This window comes from Bacillus sp. FSL M8-0063 (genome assembly GCF_038005545.1).
In the GTDB taxonomy this organism is placed as follows: domain Bacteria; phylum Bacillota; class Bacilli; order Bacillales; family Bacillaceae_G; genus Bacillus_A; species Bacillus_A wiedmannii.
Genome location: NZ_JBBOTJ010000003.1, coordinates 38,252 through 62,955 on the forward strand (window position 1 = coordinate 38,252; position 24,704 = coordinate 62,955).

Consider the following 24,704-nt stretch of genomic DNA (forward strand, 5'->3'; position numbering starts at 1 on the left):
AAGAATCCTTTATACGTCTGTGAAGCGTTTCGAAAGGTACAACTTTTAAAACATGTTTAATGTTCATTTAGTGAAAACGAGTTTTACAAATGTATGAAAATAGCAAACACCCTTCTAACCACTTTATATTTTTCTACATATACCAAAGCACCTAAACATAAAAAAAATCATCATTTTTATATTTTATCAAAACTACAAGAACAACCAATCTTGTTAATTCACATTACTTCTAATTACCCATTCTATTTCTGCTAATTCTTGTTTTAGAGTATTTTGATTGTGTGGTTTGGTGAAATGAACATTAAGAGCTTCTTCATTTTCCCAAATCTCCCACAGCATTAATTTTCGTTCTGAGGGTTCAAGAGGGTACACATGAAATTGAATACATCCTTCTTCTTTAATAGTTTCTTTTTCAAGTTTTTTGAACTCCTCTATTATTTCATTAAGGTCTTTATCACTAATAATTTTCAAGCATGCAGTTATGTAATGCATCAGATTGCCCTCTTTCCATTCCTAAATTTTAGTCGGTATCAAAAAATATATTCAATTAATATTTTATAATTCCTTGTTTTTAGATGCGAGGTGATGGCTGGGTGAAGCAAGCCGAGGAGCTAGCCCTTCTAATTTCCCTTTCCTTAGACCTAAAACATGAAAGTAAACTTTTGAATATTAGTTTACTTTCAGTTCCTTTTAAATATTTACTTCTCCCCGAAATCCTTGATATCCTCAAAATCAACAAGAAAATTATACATTTAAAACACTATAAATAAAAAGGTCAAAAATCCATGAACAAAAAATTACATTGGAATCAACAAAGAAGAAAAAGATAACGCTCTAGATATATTTTGTATTTAATTATGGACAAATGTATTCTGTCCAGCAGCGACCTGCCAAGTTCCGAGTTCTTTGACCATCACATAAATAGCAAGACTGCCTTGCCCGTTTTCTATTATTGTCCCTTCAGAGGTTGTCGGGTATTGCCTAATATGTGTAATTGCTACATCCGAACGCACAAAGTTAATGCTTTCAACTGTATAGGAAGCATATGAGTTGCGAAGTGGTCCTGCCAAGATAATCTTGTGCACTTCATTGATTTGCTTCCAACCTGATAGCCGTTCACCAAGTACATTTACCCATGTAGCGTCTGAAGTGAAGTGACGATCTAATTCATCCGCATCATGTTGATTAAATGCAACCTCAATCTCAGTGATCGTTTGTTGAATGGCGTCAATTTCTTCCTGCTGATTCTCTTTTAAACCGTGAACTTTAGACTTGTTAGACATATTCTTTTCTCCTCCTATGTTAGTTTGATATCTATAGTTTATTCAAGTAAAGTCATCATAACATCCAACAATAGTAGTATCTTTCTAAAGAGAAATTCATACCACGGTAGGATGGTAAGACATATTTTGTATACCCTTACTTATATTTATCTGCAAATTCCCCTTGTATATTATATACATGTCATGTTTACATAACTTCACTTATCAGTAGTCAATGTATCTAGCAACCTAGAAAAGTCCCTTCAGAAGATCTGAAGGGACTTTTCATTCACATAATCAATGTTATCCGTAGTTAATTAATCAATGACATTTATTCTAATCCAACCTGTTTCACCAAGGAAATCTTCTCTTGTAAGTTTTTGCTTCGTTAAGATTTCACGATATGCTGTAATTGTTCCATCATGAGAAACGATAAAAATCTTTTTCCTTCTCATGGCTTTACACCATAGGAGAAAGTTATTTGCAATTGAGTTGAATTCCTTATGAGGCATACAATTGATTCCTTTTTTCCATAAATCATCATTGGTATTATGTATTTGAAAATAAGGAAAATCTTTTCTAATTGAATCAATGGACAACATTTGATCACAAGGTAATGTTCTATCTTCTGTTAGTAAAGGAAACGTTCTTGGGGAAACCAAAGGACTTACGTATTTTTCACAAGTAATTGAATCACTCCATATGGGCCTAGTGACAGGGTTGCTACTCTAGTCCGCAGTAACATTTCCTAATAATAGATTTTCTGTGTTTTTAAGCGTTAATTGTCCATTTCCTTTATTGGAGTTTATACTCTTTAAAAACAATATAGAGAAAAGGGGTTCAAGCATTGAAAAGAAACTGGAGCCAAATTGAACTAGAAGAACAATTTTCCTTATTCCCAAATGAAATTAACTTAATCATGAATAAACGAACTAATGCTAACCGTCTGGGTTTTGCAATTCTACTTAAATACTTTCAACAAGAAGCTCGATTTCCTAATGACAAACATGATGTACCCACAGTTGTTGTACAATATGTAGCTAATCAAATTGATATTGCTGGTACTGATTTTTTTGATACATACGGTTGGGGTGGCAAGGAGCGGAGCTAAACAGCTCATCGAAAAGAAATAGGTAATCGAGAACTTACTGCGAAAGATAAGGAACTCTTTTTTGAGTGGTTAAAAGAACAAGTTCAATCTACACATGATACGGTTCGATATGATAATCGTTCACCTAAGCCAAGTAAATATAAAAAAGCTCAAAAACAGAGGTTTCTGAGCTTTTTTATAACATAACTTCTATTAAAATATCTACTTATAAATGCTTTTCTTCAAGAAAAGTTCTCTGCATTTTTTTGAAAATCTTCAGCTTCCTCACGAATTGCACTCCAATTTTCAAATGCTAATTCAAGTTCTAGAGCAGCAATAATATCAGGAAGACTAACTAAATCCTCACTCATGTTCTCCCCTAATTCTTTTAAATCATAAGAGATAGCACTCCATATTAGATGGATTTTTCGAATTACAGGTAAAATCTTTGTTTCAGAAGGAATTACGCTGCTAATTGCACCTAATAAAAAAGTTCCCGTATTATGTACAACGGCATATTCAAGATGATCTCTTATTGCTATGCGTGAAATCAGATTTAGGCAACTTTGATGCGTATCTTTACACTCTCCAATTACTGTATAAAAATCAGATAGATATGCCAGCATCGTTTGAGACTGTAAATGATATCTTAGGGCATGTTCAGATAAATCTTTACATACATTTATAAACTTAGTTTTAGTACTTGGAGACATATTTCCATTATGCGCTTCCAATAGAACTTGATTAAGATCATCACGGTGTTTAATACAAATCAGATCTGCATAAGCTACAATATTTTGAGCGAGAGCAATGATTGCTGCACGTCCTCCAGTGCCCCAAAATCCAGAGGCTTCTTTTACCCTAGTAGTCATTTCTGTACCTGTTAATACTAGTGTAGAATATGCAGTACTTCTTTCTATGAGGTTAAACCAACTTTGCGTTAATTGTCCGTTATTTATATTAGATATTCTCTCCTGTAGAATGCTTTGAGTAGTTGGTAGTGAGATGCATTTTTTCATATAATTAGAAAAATCTCTCCATTCTTCTACTGAGAGGAGAAATGGAGAACTTTTCCCTCCCAATTCATGTGTTGAAAAGGCTGCAGCATAATTCATATAAACCCCTCACTATTCATTTTTTGATTAATGAATCATTATATTTTAAAAATTTATCTGTACATGTTTAATTAAATTAGGGATTTTTTCTTATAATTAGTAATTAGAGAACCTGCTAATTCCATTCTGATTTTTGTCACGTTAGAAAGGTCTGGTCCATCCTGTACTTTAATTGTCCAAGTTGTGTAAGGGTTTGGAATAAAGTAATCGTAAGCAAATTCGTCCGCAATGATTCCATCAGTAATAATGGTAGCTCCTTGATAACTAAATCCTCGATTAAAGGATTCCGAATTAAATTGAAACTTTTTCTCCATATAATTATCATAATAGTGTCCTGAATTCGTAATCCGTATTTGTACTTTAGAAGTAGCGTCCATTCCATCTAACCAAATTCGCATTAATTTAAGGCGAACACGAAACTCATTTTCAAAAAGAGAATCGTTTAAGTTGATTTCCCAAGAAGCTTCTCTTTGTTCCTTCAATAACTCTAGAATTTTTGAATCTGTAATTTCTACTATTCTATTTTGAAAGAGTTGAGGAGGTGGATTAAATTGTTTTAAAGCCTGCATACAATCCGTTTGTATTGTGGCTACATCCACTTTTAGCTCGGCTACATCTTTTAAGATATTTGGGTTTACATCTGAATCTCGCAGAGCCCAATATTTATAAGCATGTTTGTAATTTGCTAATGCCACAAATAGAATTTGCTTCATGTCTATATAGCGTTGATACAACTTTTGTTCCATTTCTTCATTTTCAGATTCTTGTCCCTCTAGATTTCTAATATACTCTTCTAATCTTGCAAGGTCAGCTTGATGGATATGTTTTTCAATTAACAGACGGAATAGTTCTTGACCACAACGAATGACAGCTACTTGAATTGAAGCAAGTGTTTGTCCATAAACAGCTAAAATGTCTAACTCTAGTAGATATGCCCTAGCACCTTCAATTTCTTTCTTAATTGCATCGTCTAAAGCTGCAGCTGTCTTTAACTTAAATATGTCCCAAGTTGTTTTACCAGTTAAATCTTCTTGAGGAATATCCCATTCCGTATCTTTAATTTTTTCAAATAAATCATCTGGGAATTGCATATCTCCTGATGCCTCTGATATATCTTCTGCTAATGCATATACCTTGTTAATTAATTCAACGAGGTCATTTAGTTTCTCCATATTTTCTTTTAATGCTTGAGCTAATGCTGATAGCTCACCACCAGCTTCTATAATTTCCTTTAAAGCATTAATTATCCCTATTATTTCTCCAGGGGCAGAAGCTCCTCCTGAAGCAATTATGGAACCCATAGATTGTGCGAAATTTAGTACAGTACTTACCATTTTAAAAGCTAATCTCATCTGTTGTTCATATTCATATTTCTTAAGTCCATACTCGAACTCAATTTTAGCTAATGTTAAGACATGTTGCTGTTTCTCAAATTGGCGTAAAGATGTCTCAATGGCATCTCGAGAATTTTTTAAATTGTTTTTTGCTTGATTAATTAATGTTTCTTTAAATAATAGGGTATCTTGTTCATGTTTTAGCATGAGCAAGGCTGCATTTTTGCGATCTTCAATTGACAAATTTTTATCTAAGTAACGATGATATTGTGCCTCAAATTGCTGTGCAGCTCCCAAGAAAGCATTAATTTCATCTCTGTAGAGTTCTTTATCTAAAAGGGGCACAAACGTATTATCACCACGATTAGCAGTTAAAATAGCCAACAATGAAGTGCTTTGTACACACAATGAAGTTAGTCCGTCATATTGGGTAGTAAATATCTTTAACCAATTTAACTGATCGGCTGCAATATCAGGCCTTGATTCAAAAAATAGACATGCTACTTGGAAAACTGAAGTAAAAAGCTTTGGAAGTTGTGGTGTTGGGACTACGTGTGTAATTTCTTCTGCAGTAAATATTCCATCCTTATCAGACAATCTTACGCCTTTATTTTTGAGCTCTATAGAATAAGGAGGTGGAGAACTTTGATTATAAATTGGAGTTGCATGTAACACTCCAGAAAGTTCAATACCATATATCGTCAACTGAGCTAACTTGCCTCCATTCTTATAGTCTAGTACAATCTCTGCGGTCCCTTCTGATTGTATTTCCACTCTTCTTGCTCTAATAACTAGTTGTATATCTTGTAAAGTACAACTAAATTTGTCAGGAATTCGAACAACATCCGCAAAGATTGAAATCATTCTTGGTGCTAATTCACCGTTCTCAATAGACTTATATACTTCACCTAAGTCCACAAATAAATCTCGAATTTCGTATTTTGTTCTTGTTGCATTTAAGTAAGACGTTCCTGGAATTGGTTGATTTGTTAATAATTCCTCATACAAAGCTTTATAATCAATACTACTAACCATTATGAATTCCTCCATTTAAAAAATGAGAGACAAAAGAAAGAATGTATAGAATAAATGCGGATTTATCCTTCTTATTCTTCTTTTGTCTCTAGATTTATAGCCCAAGCTGTTTTTAATTCAGTTATTTTTATATTAGGGCGGTTTATATTATAAGTGACATGAATATTTCATACTTAAGCTGTGTATTGTTCAACAACAAACCCAACATCTGCATTAACTCGGAAGTCATCCGCTTGTTTTCCAACAGCTTCCCACTGCATAATAGCCAATTCAACCCCAAGATCAGCAAATTCTGGATCATCATGAATATCTTCCATAACAATTTTAGATAGTTCATCAAGATCACTATGAAGAGAATTCCAAATGCCATGAATTTTCTGTATGATAGGTAACGCAGCAGCCATTTGTTCTTGGATTTTATCCGTGCCTGTATCAGTTTTATCAAGTAAAGACATCAGATAAACATTTCTTTGAATTATTTTATCAGATTCTTCAATTTGTTGTTTTGTAGCATCAATTCGAGCTTTTAATGCTTTACCTTTTGTACTGTCGAGAATCCCTTTTAATACAAATCCAAAAATCGGACCAAGTAACAGAGATAACCATGATTGAGATTGATAGTCCTCATACTCATCCATATACTCCTCTAAGTCTTCCCGTAATCGCTCTACCGAAGCTCTAAGTTGTTTTACTTCTTCACTATGTTCACCATATTTTTTATCATATTTATCCTTAACTACTATTAAACTCTGATAATCGTTTGCCGTATCAATTGCAAATGCTCCAATCATCGTTGCCAATGCACCGGCATGATCACGAAATTCGGCTGCTTCCCTTGCTAGCCTCTCACAAATTCTCTTAAACATTTCTAAAGCCTCAGTATCGCCATCTATAATAGCTGGTAAATAATCGATTAATGGTTTGTAGTAAACTTTTGCTCTTCTTGCATAATTTACAATTTCATTAGCAACTCCAAGAACTTCTCTATATGTGTTATCTGTCCAGTTTTGACAGTGATTTTTAACATTTGTATAAACAGAATATAATTCATTAAAATCTGGCATCTCGTCTGAGGCTGAAAGTGCTAAAGCTTTACGCATTTCGGCTTCATTCACAGGTACATATGCTCCATCTCCTGTATATTTTTGAATCGTAATCCATTCCTCTTTAGAAAGTAAAAATGGGGAATCTTCTTTACCTCCAAGATCTCTTGGAGAAATATCTCGTTTTACCATTACAATACACCCTCTCAATATATAAAATTAATTCGCATTATTGATAATACGCCTGCTATACGTAGCAATACAATTAATATTTCGAACTTCAAACTTTATATAGTAAAATACAATGCAAGAGCAATAAGTAACTCATCACCTCTTAATTTCGTTATTTTAATACCCATTAAGTATAATTTACTAACTCCTAATCTAGAATTGAGAAATATATTTGTCGGTTTAATTCCTAGAGTGTTCTCTTGGACTTTACGTACCTCATATAGATACTATTAGAAATTACCATTTCCAGAATAGAAAATTATACGTTTAGGAATCAGTATTATTTTTATATTTGAGAGATATGTGAAGTGAACAGCTAATACGGAGCTAATATAGAATTCCACTAAAAAAAGAATCAGATTACGACTGATTCTTTTTAATGTACTTTCATATTCTTTTATTACCTTATAAAGTGTATTCCTCTTCAGTTCTACCATTTCGAGAAACTTGACTTCATTTATTTCTCCAATTTTCCACTTAGGATGTTAGGATGGGGTGAGTATCAATTAGATTTGTTTTTTGTTCATTGGGTTCTACACCTATTTATGTATAGTGTTTTGAATGTATACTTTCGTTACGTATTTTGAGGATATTAGAGGATTCAGCTTGAATTCAATGTTTGTGAAGAACTTAATGTAAACTAATGGGCAAAAGTTTACTTTGGAAAATAGATAAAAAAATTATTCATATCATTCGCGAACATAATTATCCAATAAAGATACTTAATTACAAATACAATTATTTAATTTATAATTATATTTAGAAAATATAATTAAAAGGTCTTGGTAATTTGTTGGGTATTATGGTATATTATTGAATATATTAGATAACATTATTATGTAAATCAGGTAAAGAAAGGGTGGATAAAATGAAAAAATTTGGACAACTACTTTTAACAGCACTTATCTTAACTAGCGGATTGCTTTTCAGTACTTCAGATGCCTTTGCAATGGGATCAAAAGGTGATGCTAAGTTGAAGTTAAGCACTAATGCAGATGTGTATTCTAATAATACTCCTATCGTTGTATCTGGATGGACTTCTGGAGGAGCTGTTTCTATCGAATTAATAGCTAAGGATGGTAAAGTTGTAGGCCGTAAAGATGTAGATTATGAAAATATGAAAAATGGGAATTTTACTGTTAGTTTCCCAACAAAAGGACTAAAAGGTTTATATGATGTACGTTTAAATGGCGCTTGGGGAAAAGAAGACTATCATAGAGTACTTACAAACTACTTGAAAGTAAATCAATAATAAAAAATAAAGATCATAGCAACAAGTATTTATACATACTTGTTAGTAAAAAAGAACTTGTAGTATTTCTACAAGTTCTTTTTGTTTTGAATTAGATTGTAATTCTAAATCCTTCTGGATGATGGCCTTTGATTATACATTTCCATGCACTCTAGGTTTACATAACAACTGATTATCGGTAGCGAGGAAAAAAGCGGGTCCAATAGTAGCTGTTTGTAGCTTTGAAAAGTAACTTAAATCCTTAGAGATCTCTTCAAAAATAAGAAACAGTTTTTATCCAACTTTCATACAAATTATCAATCTTTTTTTAAATTACCAAACTTTATGCAAATGATACAAAAAGCCAATGCACATATGCGTATTAAAACAAAAGAAGGTCATAGTGCGGAAATAAATTCCATGCTATGACCCAATTTTACACGCATCTCGGCTGAACCCCTTATTTGTGGTCACCATATCAAAAAAAGAAAATTGTACGTTTAGACATAAAAATGACACATTTCAATTAGTTCTCTGTACGTTAAGGAATTAGTTTGTATATTTGAGGAGATGTACGAGACAGATGTGAATTTAGGGGGATCCAATATTTTCTATTCAAATATGATAGAATAGAAGTATATGCAAAACGGAGGAAAAACAAATGAACTCAAACACAAAACAGTTTATTAATGATATCCAGCAAAGAAAGAACAATTATATAGAAAATGTATTAATAGCAATACAACACCCTAAAAAAGAGCAATCTGAACAGGTCATTCAAAATATAGTAGAGAAGATGGATATGATGATTAGTCTAGTTACTACTTACATGAGGATTGAAACAGGATCTACGGAAGAATTAAAAGAACTTCAAAAAGAAATTATTCATGCTCAAGCATATATTCAAAAACGAAAACTTGAAGAAACACAGAGATAAAACCCTGTGTTTTTATTGGGTCGTTTATGACGCCAATCTGTTATAAATTAAATTAGATGTAATTTGATTATTGTTTTGGCATAATCCATACAATTTGTTGAATGCGTACGATATATGGCACCGTATCTTCAATGAGCAAATGATCTGGTTTCACATCTTTTAACTTTCCTCTTACATTACCTCTTACAGTTTCAATAACCACATGTTTACCAATTACTGATTGTAATGTCTGATATACGTAGGGATTGGGTACACTTACCATATGTTGTTCACTCAAGTCATTTCCTTCCGAATAACTCATTCTATAAGACTCCTTTCTAACTTACATTCTTTCTCCTAATATATGATATAAATCTTATAAATATGCTAGAAGGATAATTCATTATAGGAACGGAAATAACATTTTAATAAGGTACGGTTTCTATTCCTAAATTGCTAAAAAATTATTTATATTAGATTACTTTTACTAGTTAATAGGTAATGATTTAGGGATATTTTGAATGTACATCCAGGTTGTTCCTTTCAAGATATGTATCATTTTAAATGCGCCCTTTATTAGAATAGTACTCATACTTTTTTTGAGATTCTTTCGTAATACGTGCGTTAAGTAAAATTGCTAACAATAAATACACTCCATATTTCCCCCCTGTAGCTCCTATAATAATCACACTGCTACAAACAAGCACAATTAATAGGATAAACGAAACTGAATACATACGGTCATAATTCTTTGACATCTTTTCGTATTTTATGCGTTCTTTCCTTGCATCCATCTAAATTCCTCCTTTAAATTATCCATTTCACTATCAAATAAATCTCGCCCTTAAAAAGGAAACAATATATCGTTATGTAAATTAGTTTGTTTTTTTATCAACTAATTTATATAACGTAAAAAGAAATCCTACCAATATTAAGCTTTCCACCAGGATAATCCCGACCCTCTCCTTCCTTTTAACCCCAACACATCAGAAAAAAGTTACGTATATCCCAGATTAGCTGTAGCAAACAAAAAGGATCTTCCCTTCTCGTAAAGGTTGATCCTTTTCTTCTTTCATTCAACTATTTTTAGCTATTCTTGATTAATTAGAATAACAGCTGGTCCATCTACACGAATTCCACCAACTTCAATTTTTTCATAAGACTCAACTGTAATAGAAATGACACCTTCTCGCTTCTGTAATTCATTACTTAATTCTTTTGTTAACATTTTTTTCATTTGTGCACTCCTTCTTACTGCTTCATTTACTATTGTAATGTAAATAAGATTAAAAATGGTTTCCTGGTCTGGAAACCATTTTTTTGTAGTTGACCATATGGTGTTACCAGTTCGTTTATCAATTTTACGTAAAGAAGATAAACAATTACTATTCACTGTCTCAGTAGATGTAAGGAACTCTTAAAGAGATAGCGGTGAGATTGATTGTTTTTTCTTCTAGAAATAATGACTTAGATAATATATTACCTAAAACAATGAAAGCCCTACCTCTCTTCCATCCTTACGGATCCTTGTCCGTGCCAGTGTGAATCAGGATTGCAAAAATCAAGTGACTATTTAATCGAGTTATTTGATTAAACTTTGAACGTTCGTAAAAGAAATTTAAAAATAAAAATGGATAAGATTGAAGTAATAACAAAAGAGGTTCCTACTCTAAAAGTGAGTTGAAGAAGTTGAATGTCTTTGAAATGATTTACTTTTAATACTCATCATATTCCCGAAAAATTCAGGATATTTTCGGGGGATTTAATACATTATCTATAATGAATCTTAACAGAAACTTTTTATTTGATTTTCAGTGATCCCTTTAATTAATCCTAGTTCACTAATCAAAAATTCATGTGCGTTATCCAACATTTTTTTTTCGCTTGTATTCAGTGCTTTCTCTTTCTTCATACGCATTAAATCACGTACAACCTCAGCACCTTCTTGTATTTCACCCGTTTTTATTTTGTCCGTGTTCACTTTATACCTTTGTTTCCACGGCAATGATTTATCTGATTCCCCATGCTGAAAAATGTGTATAATCTGTTTTAATGCAAGTATATCAGTAACTGGGCGTATACTCGAACTTAGTATTTTACCCATAGGAATCATGACTTGCATATTACTGATTGACATTTTTATAACATAATACTGTTGTTTTTTCCCTGAGAATTCTTTTTCTTCTATGGCTTCAATTATACCTGCTCCGTGCATTGGATAAACAATGTTATCGCCAATTTGAAACATATAATCCACCTCCATATGTGGTAACCTTCTCAAGCTTAACACACATGTTATTTTTTATCAAATATTTAATAATATCATAAAATCATTTTTATCGTCAACAACTTTTTTAATAAAAATTAAATTAAGTAAAAAACACCCCCAAAACAATAAGGAGTGTGTCAGCTTACCCTTGAAAACGACCAAATCGATCCCGTATTTTTTTCAATCTTGTGTGGTATTCCAAAATCTCAATTCTTGCTTTTTCAGCTAAAGGTGCAATTGGTCGTAAGTCTTTTAACCCCCAATAATCAACCACTACATCAAGTACTTGATCAAAATATTGTAGTGGTCCATAATTCGCTTCTTTTGCAATCACAGCCATTCTATTTTCAAAATCAGGCATAACGGCACCTGGCATTTTAAAATTCTTAATCACATTGGCAATATGATAGCAATAATTAGGTTCCAATTCCAAATGTGTTCGAATGACATCTCGATAAAACGCATAATGAAGAGTCTCATCTTTTGCAAGACGGCGTAATAATGTAGCAAGATCTGGATCATGCTTACTTGCAACCTTAGCAACATTATTGTAAAACACCATCGTTGCAAGTTCTTGTAGGGTCGTATACGTCATGGCTTCGATTGGTGTATGAAAATCTGGCTCAAATCCACCCTCAACGACTGACTTTCTTAATTCATGTATTCGTTTAGGGTTCACACTTCGAGTGAGTAGTAAATATGTCTCCAATAAATTCGAATGTTGATCCTCTTCTGAAGTCCATGTGTGAATAAAGTCCGTAATAACAGAAAGGGATCCTTTAAAAGTTGCAGATAAATACGTTGTAAACCATGGTAAATTCACTTCTGTTAATAAAGCTGTTTCAATGGCTGTAATTACACCAGAAGGAAGAGTAACTTGACTTTCATCCCAAGGAACTCTTTTAAAGTCCATTCCCTTATCCCATGGTAAAAACTCATGATAACCCCAGTCTATCTTCTGAGCTCTTATTTTATGTTGTTCATACAGTTCTTTTAAACGTGGTTCTAATCGGAAATCTAAATCATTTGTTAGCATCTATAAGTGCCCCCTTTTCTTATCATATAAATAGTCATTCTATTTTTACTCTTAAAATTTTCTACAAATAAATATTACGTTCCTTTTTTAAAGTCAAACATAATAAATTTGTAATAAAATTCTTTAAGAGCGCAATATTTTTATAAGATTTTTTTATATCAAAAGGGGGACCCGTTACATATATTTTCTTTTTTATAAAATAGATACTGAGGCATACAATATGTTAGTTAGCCTAAATAAAAAAACTAACCTCAGTAAATACAGAATAACATTCATGGATGAAGATTATCGTCATGTTGTAAATCTTGGTGAGTGTAAAAAGGTGCATGCCTATAAAGAATCGTTTTATAATAAAGTTTGATAGTGTTTTATACACACTATCAGTTTATTTAGACGTAAAGATTAAGCGCTTGAAAAACAAATATAGTTGATTAGATAGCCTTAAACGACAAATCCCAACAAGATCAATGTACATTGGCTATGGATGAGTTAGACCAAATTTTGTGAAACGGTATACAACACAAAAGGAAGAGGCGATAAACATGCAGTCAACGGAAGCGCATATGAAGGAAAAACAACGTAGAGAAAAAATAGAAATTATATTTAGTCACATGGTAAAAGGAGAGAGTTATTTTCACTGCTCTTCCCATCAATGGAAAAACATTGTATATCAAAATTATAATAGAATACAACAAAAAGAGTTGAAAGTTGAACAACTCATTTCGAAAATAGAAAAATCAGGGATTCATTTTACGCAGCACCGTTCACTCATACACTATCCCGTCATTGATTTTGTAAAATATATAGCTAAGATTTATAATGAACCCCTCGAAATACAATAATCATATTTAAAGGAAACCTTTATAAAAGGTTTATTTTCGAGGCTTTTAACTAAATAAAGCTATTAAATTTCAAAACCTAAAACAAGCATAACCCCGTTCTAAATTTAGGACGGGGTTAAATTATAGTTGTTTAATTTTCGAAATAAGATATTTCACTGTACTCAAAAATATAACAATACAGTTGTTTGAAAATCTTAGGTTTATTCAACAATAGCTCCCTTTTATGGAAGAATTGATTTCAAAATAAATTATAGGAATGGGGTGTTGTAAATTGGGTAGAAGTATAAATTTTAACAAAGAACATGTTTTGAATAAAGCTATGTATTTATTCTGGGAAAAGGATTATGACGCTACATCCATTTCATATTTTTTCAACATAGTGACCTAATACATAACAATCGAGATAATTATGATGAATGCTGTCTTTAGCTGGTTATTTGTAAATTCTAGGAACTCTCTGACCCAAGTTACAAGCAACTTCATACGATATCGTTCCTAACATATTTGCCACTTTATCTAATGATATGAAATAATCCCCTTGACCTCCATATACTACCACCTCATCACCAATATTTACATTCTTAATATCAGTAACATCAATCATACAAAAATCCATACATATTCTACCAAAAACAGGAGCTATTTGTCCGTGTATAAGAACATAAGCCGTTCCAGATAATCGCCTCGAATATCCATCTGCATACCCAATTGGAATAGTTGCAATAATTGCTTTATCTCTTTCAATGTTAGTTGCTCCATATGATACGCCATACCCTTTCTCAAGTGTCTGAATATAGATGACTTTGGTTTTTAACTGTATTGCTTGTTTAAGATTAACTTTTGTTTTATTCACCTCTTTAGATGGATAAAGACCATACATTGAAATTCCAATACGAACCATATCGTAGGTCATATCTGGCATTTCTATTGTTGCAGCACTATTCGCAATATGAAATAGGGGAATAGAAACTTTTCGTTTCTCCAATTCTTCCAATAACCTTTTCCATCGGTTCTTTTGTTTTTCTGCATACCGTTTGTCGGCTTCATCTGCGGTAGCAAAATGTGAGTACACTCCTTCTAGATAGAGCCCATCCATTTGTGACACGATATGGATAAAATCACTTGCTTCTTTTACTTGAAGTCCCAATCGTCCCATTCCTGTATCGACTTTGATGTGAACCTTTGCCTTTTTTCCTAAGATCTGCCCAGACTTTGATAAAGCTTCTGCATGTTCCATATCAAAAATTGATTGTGTTAAATTCCAATAAACAACATGATTTGCTGCTGATGGAGGTGTGTATCCAAATATAAGTATAGGTGCCTAAATATCTGATTTTCGTAGTTTAATAGCTTCTTCTAAACTGGCCACTGCTAAATAATCCACTCCACTATTAATAGCTTTTTTGGAAACCTCGACAGCACCGTGGCCATAACCATTCGCTTTTACGGTGGCCATTATTCTTGTTGAGTTAGGTATTATTCTTCGAAATTCACTAATATTATGTGAAATATTGCTAAGGCTAATTTAAGCCCATATTGGTCTATACATCATTTCCCCTCACTTTAGGTGAATTTTCAATGATCGTTTCAAGTAGCTCATTAAACGGATTATCCGCTAATTGTGCACTTTTTAAGAACAGACTTTTTTCGTCTTCCCAGGCAATTAATTAACTTCCAATACATAAGGAATACTATACAGGACGGCCGTCTATAAGATTAAAATCGTTAAACACTACATTCATACCCTTGCTAAAATTTTTACATACCTGCACTAATCCCAAAAGGTCCACGCAATATGTATTTTTACGTTCTTATGGTAGTGTGTGGAACCACCAAGATAGATGGTAGCTAGAAAATATGATGGTGGGTCAACTCCCTTTAGAGTAATTAAATTCAAATAAATTTTACAAGGAGTTATTCTATTAAATGGCCCAATTATTGAATAACATGACCAGCATTTTTTAAACAATTTTATTATGTTTTAAACGAATCTATTGTAAATTAAACTTCTTTTTTATCTCTGGACAATTATCTATATTGTTTTCGACACTTAAATGAAAGTAAACCTTTGGGTAAAAGTTTACTTTGGAGTTTTGAATCTTTTATAACTAATTTTGTAATAAATTTCTCAATATAGATATACTCGTTAATTATGGTTCTAATATTCAAAATTGACAAAAAATAAATTATAATAACAATATGATGGTTATCCTTTTGTTTACTCCTTGTGCTAAAGATAAGATCCTGTTCCCGGATCTTATCTTTTTATTTTTGGATTTTAGGTACAAAAAAGGAATCCTTAATAGCTTAAGGATTCTGCAACAGGAAAGAACAAACATATAATAATAAAAAGAATTACTTATATTATAATTTAATAATAAGATAAAAATATTGAGAAATTTTAGAATGAATTGAATGTCACTACTCGGGGTACCGCCAGCATTTTGGAAAAAAACCACGCTAAGCAAAAAATAAAATAAGCCATCCATTTGGACAGCTCATTTACATAATTATCGTTATCAGAAGTAAAATTTAACTCGAAAATAGCTAATTTTATCAATTATTGAATGTCTGAAAAAAATCAAATCAATGATATTGTCGAGATCCTTTGGCAACTTCTTGCTGCGATGACTATCATAGTGACTTTTTCTCCAGCAACCACTATTAGTGATTAATTACCATAAGGACTTATTTTTGAAATTTGCTATTTTTTAGAAAGTATGTTAATTTAAGAAAGACCTATTTTTGTTCGGTTTGAGATTAAGAATAAATTTTGTTTTTCGTCTAAGGTATTTGAGCAAGGGTAGTAACATATGTGTGGGTATCCACACTAGGAGGCAACAATTATGGAACAAGGTAAAGTAAAATGGTTTAATGCAGACAAAGGTTTTGGATTCATCGAGCGTGAAGGTGGAGAAGACGTATTCGTACATTTCTCAGCTATCCAAATCGACGGTTACAAATCTTTAGACGAAGGACAAAGTGTAACGTTTGAAGTAGAACAAGGACAACGTGGCCTACAAGCTACTAATGTTCAAAAAGCTTAATATTAGCTGATGAAAGACCCTCTTGTAGGGTCTTTTTTTGATTTTGTTACAATATTCCGAATACAACTTTTTTAAGGGAATTTGGGGTGCTTAACTTTTAAAAAAAGAAGATGTTAGAAATCATAATTTTAGCATTATGGGCTTTTTTTTAGTTATCTTGCAATTATATTAGGAATACCCAAAAACGGATTATATATAGTTGTAGGATTTCCAATCTTATTTGTTGGTAGACTTTTGATTGTGCATCTATTTCAAAATAAGAATGAAAATGGAAAATAACTTTGTTTGATTGTATATCTTATACACGTCTAGTTAACATAACGACCTATTATTAGCGATCTTATATTTGTTAAAAGCTTTTTGGGATAGTTACGATCCTATTGGGAACATTAATTTTTATGGAGGTGATTGTAATGAATAATAACAAACAACCAAACAAAACTTCTGTAAGAACAAATGGTGCATCTGCATCTAACAAATTTGGAACGGAATTTGCTAGTGAAACAGATGTACAAGCAGTAAAACAACAAAACCCTCAAGCAGAAGCTAAAAAGAACCAACAATCTAGCCAACAATAAACTTAACAAACAAAGGATATTTTCCATAATTGTGGGAAATATCCTTTGAGCAAACTATCCAAGGTGCGATAAGGAATTATTCATGAAACCCAATTACGTAATAGAAAAAGACTACTTCTTTTAACTGGGAAAAGGTAGTCTTTTTCTGTTTTTAAGATGTATATGGTATACAATTTTAGTCAACATAACGTCTTATTATCGGTAGCAAGGAAAAAGGCGGACCCTCACTCTCACAAGGAATCCGCCTTTTTCTTTTTCTATCATTCTATACATCTTTTTATACATTTCTATTGTGGCGCGGGTTTTCGGGTTCTCGTTTGTTACTAGATTAGCCGAAAAACTGTATAAAATCTTGTATGCTCTTAGCGTGATTTTTTTCCAAAATGCTGGCGGTACCCCATCGCTATCAAGCTAACAAATGCAACAGATCCAGTGTATTTTAGCATACTTGTAACTATAGTAGTATTAGTAAAATATGGATTAGATTACAAATTGTGGATATGAATATTGCATGTCTTTTTTTCAATTGAATATCGACAGTGAAATTATTCGCAACCATCTGCTGTATTGTTTAGAAAAAATAAAAAAGAGATCCGATAGGTTCTTTTGTCATAATTGATTCCACAATGCATATATTTAGTATGATAAGTGTTTTTTGGAGGTGACGTATGTCAGAAGAAAAAGATTTACAAGGTGCGGCAATAGACCCAAGCTTACTCGGTCCGACACTTCCACCTATTCCACCATTTACTTTGCCTACAGGACCAACGGGACCTACAGGAGTAGTCGGAATAACAGGCCCCACAGGACCAACGGGACCTACAGGAGTAGCCGGAATAACAGGCCCCACGGGACCAACGGGACCTACAGGAGTAACCGGAATAACAGGCCCCACAGGACCAACGGGACCTACAGGAGTAGCCGGAATAACAGGCCCCACGGGACCAACGGGACCTACAGGAGTAGCCGGAATAACAGGCCCCACAGGACCAACGGGTCCAACTGGATTAAACGTAATTGAATCTGCATTTAGAGCTTCTAAACAAGGACCATTAGAGGCACAAGCATATACCGCAGGGGATGAATTAGTTCTTACATTTAATAATGAACAATTTGATTTTGGAAATGAATTTGACGGTGTTTCAACATTCCAACCAAATCAAGACGGAGTATATTCATTAGCAGCAGGTGCAAGATTTAGCCCTAGTAGTACATTAGTTAGATATGGGTTTTCATTCAATATTTTTCTTAACAATGTTGAAGTTATAGTTGCAACTAATAATGTGGATTTTTTTGCCGACTTACTTGTGAATATTTCCACTATATATGGATTAAAAGCAGGAGACAGTGTGCAAGTTATATTTCGTGCTACTACAAATGGAAGTATTGTGGGCGATCAATTTAATCCAACATTCTTTGCGGCATCAAGATTTCCTTTTACAAGCCCGATTCCATAAACTTATTATTGTGTATGAAACAAGAGAGCCAAATTGCTCTCTTGTCATATTTGGGGTATCACCACATCCATCAACTTAAGAAAAGTAAACACCCCAAAAACAAAACTTGATAATCCAGCCAAATAATAGATGGAATTTCTTTTGATAGTTGATGACCACGTTGTTTCATAGCACAAATTTTACTAATTGCATTTAAACATACAGTATCCCCAGGTTTATTTGCATCTGGTTTTCCAAATGGTGTAATTGTATGCATCCTAACAGGAGCTGTTGTTTCCTCTTTCTTGAATTCCTGATAAGCTCTAGTTTCCTCATTATTCATTTGTTTTGAATGCACTTCAACAATAAACGGGTTTCCATTAAAAGAACACTCAAATTCTGGCGTTCCAATTCCTTTTTGACATGGTACAGGTTTTACCTCTACGCCTGCCATTAATAAATAACCATATGCGCGTAATTCTCCCAATGCTGCTGAAGACGTTGTATAATCTTTAATCTCCATCATTCTACTTTTCAATGAAGATAACCATTGTTTATTAGTACCATTAAAATGACTTTCAATTAGTTGAGAACATTGCATATGTACGGATAAATAACAAGACTCAATGTAATTAAATACTTTATTATGGAAGAAAAATCAAAAAAGACCAAACCCTTATTTATTAAGGGGTTGGTCTTTTTGGAATTCTCTATAATCTCTTAATATATTCCTTTAAAATATATCAATTATTCGTAATATTTATCATATTCCACTGCATATTTAGTTTTTAATTGTTCTATTAACTTCTCATTAAATGAAATTATATCAAGTACATCCTGATTTATATACAATAAATAATTGTCATTATAAAATGAGATATATGCTGATGGATGCCCTTGAGATACATTTTGACAGTATTTATATACATCCTGATAATTTAAATTTTTTATAGATGCAAAAATTGTTGAACTTGTAAAATTATCGTTCTTTATTAATGTTTCTTTCCAATTTCTAATTTTAGTAAATTTACCTAAACCTGTTTTTTCATGAATTCTTTTACCATTTATAATATATCCACAGATAAAGGAAGAATTTATTTTTTCGTTTTGATTGAATAAATTATCCAAGATATTTTTTAATAATCGAGTGTTATTATTCACAAATAAATCCATATCGAATCTAATTCTATGATTCGAAGTTACTTGAAAAAAGGGGGTTTCTTCAGTATTTGTAAAATCTACTTTGAATTTTTTAAATTTATCCATAATTAGTTATTAATCTCCGATTCTTCTTAATTCTAAATCATAAGTTCCAGATCTAGTTTTCTTATTTCCAAGAGCTTTTACTGAATCAGCACCTTTAAAAGCTCCACCATTGTGGCCATCTTTGTCTCTAGTTATATATTTAGGTTTTCCTTTTTTGTTAAAATATACTCTTGCACCATGAGAGTAATAGTTAGTTTCTGCGTATCCTAATCTGCTTGCAACTGCTTTAGCAAGAGGTTCAGAGTTTTTCATTAGAGTTCTAATAGCAGTTGGTCCATATTTTTTTATAGCTGCTTTTAGACCGCTTTTAACTATGAATGCAACAAGAACAGGAACCAAAGGAAGAGCAGATGCAGTTATTTCTTGTGTATCAATAGAATATTGCTCACCAGTTTCTTGATCCACAAAAATGGCTTTTAAATCTTCACCTTCTACATCAGTCACAAGAATTGAAAAATTCTTCTCTATTTCATTTCCATTCTCATCATTTAGTATTGCTTTAGCACTCATTTCACTTGTTTCAATATTATATTCCAATGTACTTTCCATTTGTACTTGATCAGTATCTAATATTGATTCAAAAGTGTCTACATTATCAACAACATTTTTAGTTATTTCAATTTGTTCGGATGATTCTATCCCTAAATCTTCCTTTACATCAACTTTAACTTCGGTATCTATTTTACTAGTTTCAGTGTTTTCGGTAACATTTACAATTTCTTTTAATGCAGAATCATTTTCTTGCGCTGCATATACAAACCCTGTAGGAACATATGTAATGAAAAGCGCTGTAATTATACTGAAGATAAAATATTTTTTCATTAAATTCTCCACCTCATTCTTTTATTTGTACTAATCCCATCCCAAATTTTTCTTTCGCACCTAATTTTATTGCTCCAAAGCGTAGATCCTTTTCTATGTCTTTACTCCCATTTTGAAGCAATATAGAAACAATCCCTGTTGTATAAGCTGTTGCATAAGAAGTCCCGCTTTGCATTTCAACCTCTCCATGTATGTTTAATACAGGTACATCTACGCCTGGTGCCACAAAATCAACCTTGCCTTGGCCGGCATAAGCATATAATTTCATATCCTTATCAATAGCAGAAATAGATAATACTTCAGGGTATTTAGCAGGGTAATCAGTAGATAAGCCAATGGTATTTCCTGTAGCAGCAAAAATTATTATCCCTTTATTTGATGCATTTCTTATCGCTTCCCTTAACTTAGGGTCATCTTTAGAAAAGCCAAAACTTAAATTGATAATATCAACACCTTGTTCAACACTCCAGTTTATCCCTGATATTATATCCGCTATTTTTCCACTACCCTTTTCATTTAAAACTTGAACATCATACAATTCAACAGCAGGATTAATTCCCACCACACTATTTCTACTTTTTGTAGAAGCAATGATACTTGCAATCATAGTTCCATGATCTAATATAGCCTCTGTCTCAAAAGTATTATTAAGCGCATTATAACTTTTCTTTACCTGGCCTTTAAGTCCCTTTATGTCCTGATTAATCCCACTATCTAAAACAGCTACTTTCACAGTTTTAGAACCTCCAATTTTGATTACATGTTCAGGAAATAACGTACAAACTGCCCAATTTTTCTGGCAACTCCCCTCTGAGATAACATAATTATTAGATACTTTTTTAGTACATCCAAACATGATAAATAACACTAAAGCGCATACAAATAATAATATTTTCTTTATAAACACCACTCCTTTTTAACGATTCCTTCAAAAAACGTCCCCTTGTAATGAAGAGGATTAATCAACACAAACTTAAAGTTCATATGACCCTTTAAATATTAAAGTTAATTGAATTTAATAATAATACTGTTTTTTACCAATATTTTCTGGTATATTCAATGGGAACAGATACCAATATTTAACTAAGTTTAATATTGGTATAATACGATAAATATATTTTATAAAGATAAAATTACTTACTAACAGAAGCAATAAGTAAAGTATAAATCAACATAAAAAAGCAATAATTTCCTGTCACGAAAATATGATAGGAGATTATTGCAGTTATTTAAAATAACTTTATTATACATAAAAAGGTTTTTGGACAAAGGTTTATCAAAACTACAATAATTTCTCAAAACTCTCTTTCCATGCCACAAAAACCTTATCAAAATATAGTTTTTCAGCTTTTTATTACTTATCACTTCAGAAACAATAGCCTTTCCTTATTCATCTTTAATGATTTTAATGTATTCTACTTCTTGAATACCTCCTTCTTCATTAGGATTATCCAATAATATAAAACCAGATATGCCTTCTCTTATAAGGTCATCAATTGCTGCTTCCATAGAGTCTAAATAACTTGTTGTCCATTATCCCATTTTGCCCTTATAGTTAAAAAGGCTAGTTGTCCATAAGTATTTAACTTACCCCCACAAAAATCTTCCTTTTTGATTGTACTAAAACTTAATAACTATGTTTGAAACTGATGATCCTATTAAGAATTTATCTGTCACTTTTTATTTTATAAATACTGTTCTTTAGCTTAGGCTTCTTGTGTAATCGTACTTTAGTCCCATTAATATCTAAGTCAATTTTTTCTTCCTCTAAAGCCTCAATTTTCTCTTTATGTTCCTTTTCAATTCTATCTCTTTCTTCTTTTTTCTTAGTCGCCTTGGGACCAATTACGAACAGAATTAAGAATATACTCACCATGACAACAAAAGTAGTCACTAGTACCTCTCCCCCCTTTGCCAAAACTTCATACAACAGAATTCCTTTTAATGTCCAAGACTTAATTCAGAAAATTAGAGGAGAACAAGTGCTAGTATAATTACATAGAAAAATAATAGAAATTACCTGCACTATTCCCTTCTTCCCCTAGATAAACATAGATTATAAATGGCGCAGCAAGGCCGGTACTATCAATGTCATTACAAATATAAAAATTGAACTATATCTCAAACTCGAACTCCATTTCCCATATTTCGGATGTTCAAATTTCTTATAAAGCATACCTAGTGCTAGAGATATTAAAAACATTAATACAGCTGTCCCTAAAATTATTGAAGTGATTAAACCCACCATATTACTCATAAAAGTTTGAAAATCAAAAGAACTTGTTGTCAACATTAACACCGGTAGAATCCTTATTAATAGTATGAGAATGAATGACCCTACTCCAAAAGATATAGATCTTTTTTTCCACTTTATATGTTTAAACCATAAATAAGCTCCAAAACCTAATAATGATATTAAGATTACTACAGAAAGAATAAGGAAAATAACATCAAAGAATGCAGGCACACTCGCATGGACTGCACCATCTATTTTATCTCCCCCATCTTTTATTACATCACTGCTGCCATTAAACAAAGAACCAAACCAATCTACAATCCAATCGGTCATCCAAGAAATATCAAATGGTAAATCTTCATTTTTTGTTTGTGCAGGAGCAGCTACGTTATAAACCTCCAAATTATCCTCCCCCTTAATTGAAATTAAGTCCTTTACTTTAAGTATATAAACTTAACGAACCAAAACTAAGAAAATATCAAATCCTATCTTATCTTATTAGATAGAAGAACCACACTTTCGAACTTCAATTCTGTACCTCTTTATTCACAACTAACATTTTTTTATCATTTTAGCCAAGAAGACTCCTTCCTCAAGGGACGTGAAGGGTCACAGCCCAGTGAGTAGGTGGGAGATGAATTGGCTTTGAACAAAGGATGGCAGGAAGCCATCTTAATTGTTCGACATACATAAAGTGTTACTCCACTATCTATCGAATGTACGTTTGGTATATAATAGTCATATACCGAAATGGAGGTGAATGAAATGATGATTAATAAAGCCTATAAGTTTCGTATCTATCCAAATAAAGCACAAGCAATTCTAATCAACAAAACGATTGGTTGTTCTCGTTTTGTATTCAATCATTTCCTATCCTTATGGGATCACGCATACAAAGAGACTGGAAAAGGCTTGACCTATGGTACATGCTCTGCCAAACTACCTGCCATGAAGAAAGAGTTTATTTGGCTAAAAGAAGTGGATAGTATTGCGATTCAGTCGTCCGTTCGCAACCTTGCGGATGCCTATACACGCTTTTTCAAAAAACAAAACAGCGCCCCTCGCTTTAAATCTAAGAAAAACAACGTACAATCTTATACCACAAAACAAACAAATGAAAACATTGCTGTTATAGAAAACAAAATTAAATTGCCAAAACTAGGGCTTGTTCGATTTGCCAAAAGTCGTGAAGTAAAGGGACGTATTGTAAATGCTACAGTTAGACGGAACCCTTCTGGTAGATATTTTGTGTCATTGTTAGTTGAAACAGAAGTACAAGAACTTCCGAAAACACATTCTTACATTGGAATAGATGTAGGACTAAAAGATTTCGCCATTTTGTCAGATGGAAGACCCTATAAAAATCCGAAGTTTTTCCGATCATTAGAAGCTAAGTTGGCGAAAGCACAGCGTGTTCTTTCTAGAAGAATGAAAGGATCTTCTCGCTGGAATAAGCAACGAGTAAAGGTAGCTAGAATTCATGAATACATTTCAAATGCTAGAAAAGATTACTTAGACAAAATCTCAACTGAAATCATCAAAAACCACGATGTTATCGGTATAGAGGATTTGCAAGTATCGAATATGTTAAAGAATCATAAGTTAGCAAAAGCAATTAGTGAAGTATCTTGGTCGCAATTTCGATACATGTTAGAATACAAAGCAAAATGGTACGGCAAACAAGTCATTGTCATATCGAAAACATTTGCTTCCAGCCAATTATGTTCTTGTTGTGAATATCAGAACAAAGACGTTAAAAATCTAAACCTACGTAAATGGGACTGTCCTTCTTGTCGTACACACCATGATAGGGATATTAACGCAAGTATCAATATAAAAAATGAAGCAATAAGGCTTCTAACCGCAAGGACTGCGGGGTTAGCCTAATCAACTAGAGTTCGATAGAACTCTTTAC

General features: G+C 32.5%; 25 protein-coding genes and 3 pseudogenes. 8 read left to right on the plus strand and 20 right to left on the minus strand.

The window, feature by feature from the left end; genetic code table 11:
- Positions 1-213: 213 nt before the first annotated feature.
- From MKX31_RS26685 to MKX31_RS26695, 3 genes are all read right to left on the minus strand, one after another.
- The gene (locus MKX31_RS26685) at positions 214-492 is read right to left on the minus strand and encodes a putative quinol monooxygenase (protein WP_340981713.1); all 279 of its coding nucleotides are present in this window, start codon (positions 490-492) and stop codon (positions 214-216) included.
- A gap of 359 nt (positions 493-851) precedes the next feature.
- Positions 852-1,283, minus strand: a complete 432-nt coding sequence (locus tag MKX31_RS26690) for an SgcJ/EcaC family oxidoreductase (RefSeq protein WP_002204171.1) — start codon at positions 1,281-1,283, stop codon at positions 852-854.
- Positions 1,284-1,579: 296 nt separating this feature from the next.
- Positions 1,580-1,717 (minus strand): hypothetical protein, encoded by a 138-nt coding sequence (locus MKX31_RS26695; protein ID WP_170960703.1) that lies wholly within the window; start codon positions 1,715-1,717, stop codon positions 1,580-1,582.
- 392 nt (positions 1,718-2,109) lie between these two features.
- On the opposite strand from MKX31_RS26695, the pseudogene MKX31_RS26700 reads away from it, so the two are divergent.
- Positions 2,110-2,475: pseudogene (locus MKX31_RS26700) on the plus strand (DUF4158 domain-containing protein); the annotation flags it as partial.
- A 119-nt stretch (positions 2,476-2,594) separates the two neighbouring features.
- Here MKX31_RS26700 and MKX31_RS26705 read toward each other — a convergent pair.
- From MKX31_RS26705 to MKX31_RS29350, 4 genes and pseudogenes are all read right to left on the minus strand, one after another.
- Entirely contained in the window at positions 2,595-3,467 is an 873-nt protein-coding gene (locus MKX31_RS26705) for a hypothetical protein (RefSeq protein ID WP_098015909.1), read from the minus strand.
- Between the two features lie 71 nt (positions 3,468-3,538).
- On the minus strand, positions 3,539-5,836 hold the full coding sequence (locus MKX31_RS26710; RefSeq protein ID WP_340981714.1) for a hypothetical protein: 2,298 nt from the start codon (positions 5,834-5,836) through the stop codon (positions 3,539-3,541).
- 173 nt (positions 5,837-6,009) lie between these two features.
- Positions 6,010-7,071 carry an alpha-xenorhabdolysin family binary toxin subunit A gene (locus MKX31_RS26715; RefSeq protein WP_340981715.1) on the minus strand — a complete coding sequence of 354 codons (1,062 nt, stop codon included), beginning with the start codon at positions 7,069-7,071 and terminating at the stop codon, positions 6,010-6,012.
- A gap of 419 nt (positions 7,072-7,490) precedes the next feature.
- Positions 7,491-7,595 (minus strand): annotated as a pseudogene (locus tag MKX31_RS29350) (recombinase family protein); the annotation flags it as partial.
- A gap of 383 nt (positions 7,596-7,978) precedes the next feature.
- Here MKX31_RS29350 and MKX31_RS26720 point away from each other — a divergent pair.
- Together MKX31_RS26720 and MKX31_RS26725 are read left to right on the plus strand one after the other, a co-directional pair.
- Positions 7,979-8,362 carry a hypothetical protein gene (locus tag MKX31_RS26720; RefSeq protein WP_098015912.1) on the plus strand — a complete coding sequence of 128 codons (384 nt, stop codon included), beginning with the start codon at positions 7,979-7,981 and terminating at the stop codon, positions 8,360-8,362.
- A 640-nt stretch (positions 8,363-9,002) separates the two neighbouring features.
- Entirely contained in the window at positions 9,003-9,278 is a 276-nt protein-coding gene (locus MKX31_RS26725; protein WP_098015913.1) for a hypothetical protein, read from the plus strand.
- A 67-nt stretch (positions 9,279-9,345) separates the two neighbouring features.
- On the opposite strand, the gene MKX31_RS26730 is transcribed toward MKX31_RS26725, so the two are convergent.
- The 5 genes from MKX31_RS26730 to MKX31_RS26750 form a co-directional block, all read right to left on the minus strand.
- Complete coding sequence (locus tag MKX31_RS26730; RefSeq protein WP_070169566.1) at positions 9,346-9,579, minus strand: YuzF family protein; 234 nt, start codon at positions 9,577-9,579, stop codon at positions 9,346-9,348.
- A 238-nt stretch (positions 9,580-9,817) separates the two neighbouring features.
- Positions 9,818-10,051 (minus strand): hypothetical protein, encoded by a 234-nt coding sequence (locus MKX31_RS26735; protein WP_098015914.1) that lies wholly within the window; start codon positions 10,049-10,051, stop codon positions 9,818-9,820.
- A 296-nt stretch (positions 10,052-10,347) separates the two neighbouring features.
- Positions 10,348-10,494, minus strand: a complete 147-nt coding sequence (locus MKX31_RS26740) for a BC1881 family protein (RefSeq protein ID WP_000738553.1) — start codon at positions 10,492-10,494, stop codon at positions 10,348-10,350.
- Positions 10,495-11,043: 549 nt separating this feature from the next.
- Complete coding sequence (locus MKX31_RS26745) at positions 11,044-11,505, minus strand: CarD family transcriptional regulator (protein ID WP_180229441.1); 462 nt, start codon at positions 11,503-11,505, stop codon at positions 11,044-11,046.
- Positions 11,506-11,668: 163 nt separating this feature from the next.
- A complete protein-coding gene (locus MKX31_RS26750; RefSeq protein WP_098251879.1) occupies positions 11,669-12,562 on the minus strand; it encodes an acyl-ACP desaturase in 894 nt (297 codons plus the stop codon).
- Positions 12,563-13,104: 542 nt separating this feature from the next.
- On the opposite strand from MKX31_RS26750, the gene MKX31_RS26755 reads away from it, so the two are divergent.
- On the plus strand, positions 13,105-13,404 hold the full coding sequence (locus tag MKX31_RS26755) for a hypothetical protein (RefSeq protein WP_098103626.1): 300 nt from the start codon (positions 13,105-13,107) through the stop codon (positions 13,402-13,404).
- Positions 13,405-13,837: 433 nt separating this feature from the next.
- Here MKX31_RS26755 and alr read toward each other — a convergent pair.
- Positions 13,838-14,929 (minus strand): annotated as a pseudogene (alr, locus tag MKX31_RS26760) (alanine racemase).
- A gap of 1,321 nt (positions 14,930-16,250) precedes the next feature.
- Here alr and MKX31_RS26765 point away from each other — a divergent pair.
- The 3 genes from MKX31_RS26765 to MKX31_RS26775 all read left to right on the plus strand — a co-directional run bounded on the left by MKX31_RS26765 (position 16,251) and on the right by MKX31_RS26775 (position 18,486).
- Positions 16,251-16,451, plus strand: a complete 201-nt coding sequence (locus MKX31_RS26765; RefSeq protein ID WP_000434817.1) for a cold-shock protein — start codon at positions 16,251-16,253, stop codon at positions 16,449-16,451.
- Positions 16,452-16,849: 398 nt separating this feature from the next.
- Positions 16,850-17,029: a gamma-type small acid-soluble spore protein gene (locus MKX31_RS26770; protein ID WP_262787647.1), complete on the plus strand. Its 180-nt coding sequence runs from the start codon at positions 16,850-16,852 to the stop codon at positions 17,027-17,029.
- A gap of 668 nt (positions 17,030-17,697) precedes the next feature.
- On the plus strand, positions 17,698-18,486 hold the full coding sequence (locus tag MKX31_RS26775) for an exosporium leader peptide-containing protein (protein WP_340981716.1): 789 nt from the start codon (positions 17,698-17,700) through the stop codon (positions 18,484-18,486).
- 70 nt (positions 18,487-18,556) lie between these two features.
- On the opposite strand, the gene MKX31_RS26780 is transcribed toward MKX31_RS26775, so the two are convergent.
- The 7 genes from MKX31_RS26780 to MKX31_RS26810 form a co-directional block, all read right to left on the minus strand.
- A complete protein-coding gene (locus MKX31_RS26780) occupies positions 18,557-18,988 on the minus strand; it encodes a hypothetical protein (RefSeq protein WP_340981717.1) in 432 nt (143 codons plus the stop codon).
- Positions 18,989-19,212: 224 nt separating this feature from the next.
- Complete coding sequence (locus MKX31_RS26785) at positions 19,213-19,731, minus strand: hypothetical protein (RefSeq protein ID WP_000357144.1); 519 nt, start codon at positions 19,729-19,731, stop codon at positions 19,213-19,215.
- A gap of 9 nt (positions 19,732-19,740) precedes the next feature.
- A complete protein-coding gene (locus MKX31_RS26790) occupies positions 19,741-20,553 on the minus strand; it encodes an SAR2788 family putative toxin (protein WP_098102777.1) in 813 nt (270 codons plus the stop codon).
- A 13-nt stretch (positions 20,554-20,566) separates the two neighbouring features.
- Positions 20,567-21,460 carry a S8 family serine peptidase gene (locus tag MKX31_RS26795; RefSeq protein WP_340981718.1) on the minus strand — a complete coding sequence of 298 codons (894 nt, stop codon included), beginning with the start codon at positions 21,458-21,460 and terminating at the stop codon, positions 20,567-20,569.
- Positions 21,461-21,939: 479 nt separating this feature from the next.
- Entirely contained in the window at positions 21,940-22,062 is a 123-nt protein-coding gene (locus MKX31_RS26800; RefSeq protein WP_255298663.1) for a hypothetical protein, read from the minus strand.
- 157 nt (positions 22,063-22,219) lie between these two features.
- Positions 22,220-22,447, minus strand: a complete 228-nt coding sequence (locus MKX31_RS26805) for a hypothetical protein (RefSeq protein ID WP_098102778.1) — start codon at positions 22,445-22,447, stop codon at positions 22,220-22,222.
- 162 nt (positions 22,448-22,609) lie between these two features.
- A complete protein-coding gene (locus MKX31_RS26810) occupies positions 22,610-23,209 on the minus strand; it encodes a hypothetical protein (protein WP_340981799.1) in 600 nt (199 codons plus the stop codon).
- A 345-nt stretch (positions 23,210-23,554) separates the two neighbouring features.
- On the opposite strand from MKX31_RS26810, the gene tnpB reads away from it, so the two are divergent.
- Positions 23,555-24,676 (plus strand): IS200/IS605 family element RNA-guided endonuclease TnpB, encoded by a 1,122-nt coding sequence (gene tnpB, locus MKX31_RS26815; RefSeq protein WP_098102780.1) that lies wholly within the window; start codon positions 23,555-23,557, stop codon positions 24,674-24,676.
- Positions 24,677-24,704: the final 28 nt, after the last annotated feature.

Excerpts from the sequence above, each read along its gene's own strand:
- MKX31_RS26775 (WP_340981716.1), top strand. The coding sequence starts at position 17,698 with ATGTCAGAAGAAAAAGATTTACAAGGTGCGGCAATAGACCCAAGCTTA.
- MKX31_RS26750 (WP_098251879.1), bottom strand. The coding sequence starts at position 12,562 with ATGCTAACAAATGATTTAGATTTCCGATTAGAACCACGTTTAAAAGAA.
- MKX31_RS26735 (WP_098015914.1), bottom strand. The coding sequence starts at position 10,051 with ATGGATGCAAGGAAAGAACGCATAAAATACGAAAAGATGTCAAAGAAT.
- MKX31_RS26720 (WP_098015912.1), top strand. The coding sequence starts at position 7,979 with ATGAAAAAATTTGGACAACTACTTTTAACAGCACTTATCTTAACTAGC.
- MKX31_RS26715 (WP_340981715.1), bottom strand. The coding sequence starts at position 7,071 with ATGGTAAAACGAGATATTTCTCCAAGAGATCTTGGAGGTAAAGAAGAT.
- MKX31_RS26755 (WP_098103626.1), top strand. The coding sequence starts at position 13,105 with ATGCAGTCAACGGAAGCGCATATGAAGGAAAAACAACGTAGAGAAAAA.
- MKX31_RS26785 (WP_000357144.1), bottom strand. The coding sequence starts at position 19,731 with ATGGATAAATTTAAAAAATTCAAAGTAGATTTTACAAATACTGAAGAA.
- tnpB (WP_098102780.1), top strand. The coding sequence starts at position 23,555 with ATGATGATTAATAAAGCCTATAAGTTTCGTATCTATCCAAATAAAGCA.
- MKX31_RS26685 (WP_340981713.1), bottom strand. The coding sequence starts at position 492 with ATGCATTACATAACTGCATGCTTGAAAATTATTAGTGATAAAGACCTT.
- MKX31_RS26725 (WP_098015913.1), top strand. The coding sequence starts at position 9,003 with ATGAACTCAAACACAAAACAGTTTATTAATGATATCCAGCAAAGAAAG.
- MKX31_RS26705 (WP_098015909.1), bottom strand. The coding sequence starts at position 3,467 with ATGAATTATGCTGCAGCCTTTTCAACACATGAATTGGGAGGGAAAAGT.
- MKX31_RS26745 (WP_180229441.1), bottom strand. The coding sequence starts at position 11,505 with ATGTTTCAAATTGGCGATAACATTGTTTATCCAATGCACGGAGCAGGT.
- MKX31_RS26730 (WP_070169566.1), bottom strand. The coding sequence starts at position 9,579 with ATGAGTTATTCGGAAGGAAATGACTTGAGTGAACAACATATGGTAAGT.
- MKX31_RS26780 (WP_340981717.1), bottom strand. The coding sequence starts at position 18,988 with ATGGAGATTAAAGATTATACAACGTCTTCAGCAGCATTGGGAGAATTA.
- MKX31_RS26740 (WP_000738553.1), bottom strand. The coding sequence starts at position 10,494 with ATGAAAAAAATGTTAACAAAAGAATTAAGTAATGAATTACAGAAGCGA.
- MKX31_RS26695 (WP_170960703.1), bottom strand. The coding sequence starts at position 1,717 with ATGAGAAGGAAAAAGATTTTTATCGTTTCTCATGATGGAACAATTACA.
- MKX31_RS26790 (WP_098102777.1), bottom strand. The coding sequence starts at position 20,553 with ATGAAAAAATATTTTATCTTCAGTATAATTACAGCGCTTTTCATTACA.
- MKX31_RS26800 (WP_255298663.1), bottom strand. The coding sequence starts at position 22,062 with ATGGAAGCAGCAATTGATGACCTTATAAGAGAAGGCATATCTGGTTTT.
- MKX31_RS26710 (WP_340981714.1), bottom strand. The coding sequence starts at position 5,836 with ATGGTTAGTAGTATTGATTATAAAGCTTTGTATGAGGAATTATTAACA.
- MKX31_RS26770 (WP_262787647.1), top strand. The coding sequence starts at position 16,850 with ATGGAGGTGATTGTAATGAATAATAACAAACAACCAAACAAAACTTCT.
- MKX31_RS26765 (WP_000434817.1), top strand. The coding sequence starts at position 16,251 with ATGGAACAAGGTAAAGTAAAATGGTTTAATGCAGACAAAGGTTTTGGA.
- MKX31_RS26690 (WP_002204171.1), bottom strand. The coding sequence starts at position 1,283 with ATGTCTAACAAGTCTAAAGTTCACGGTTTAAAAGAGAATCAGCAGGAA.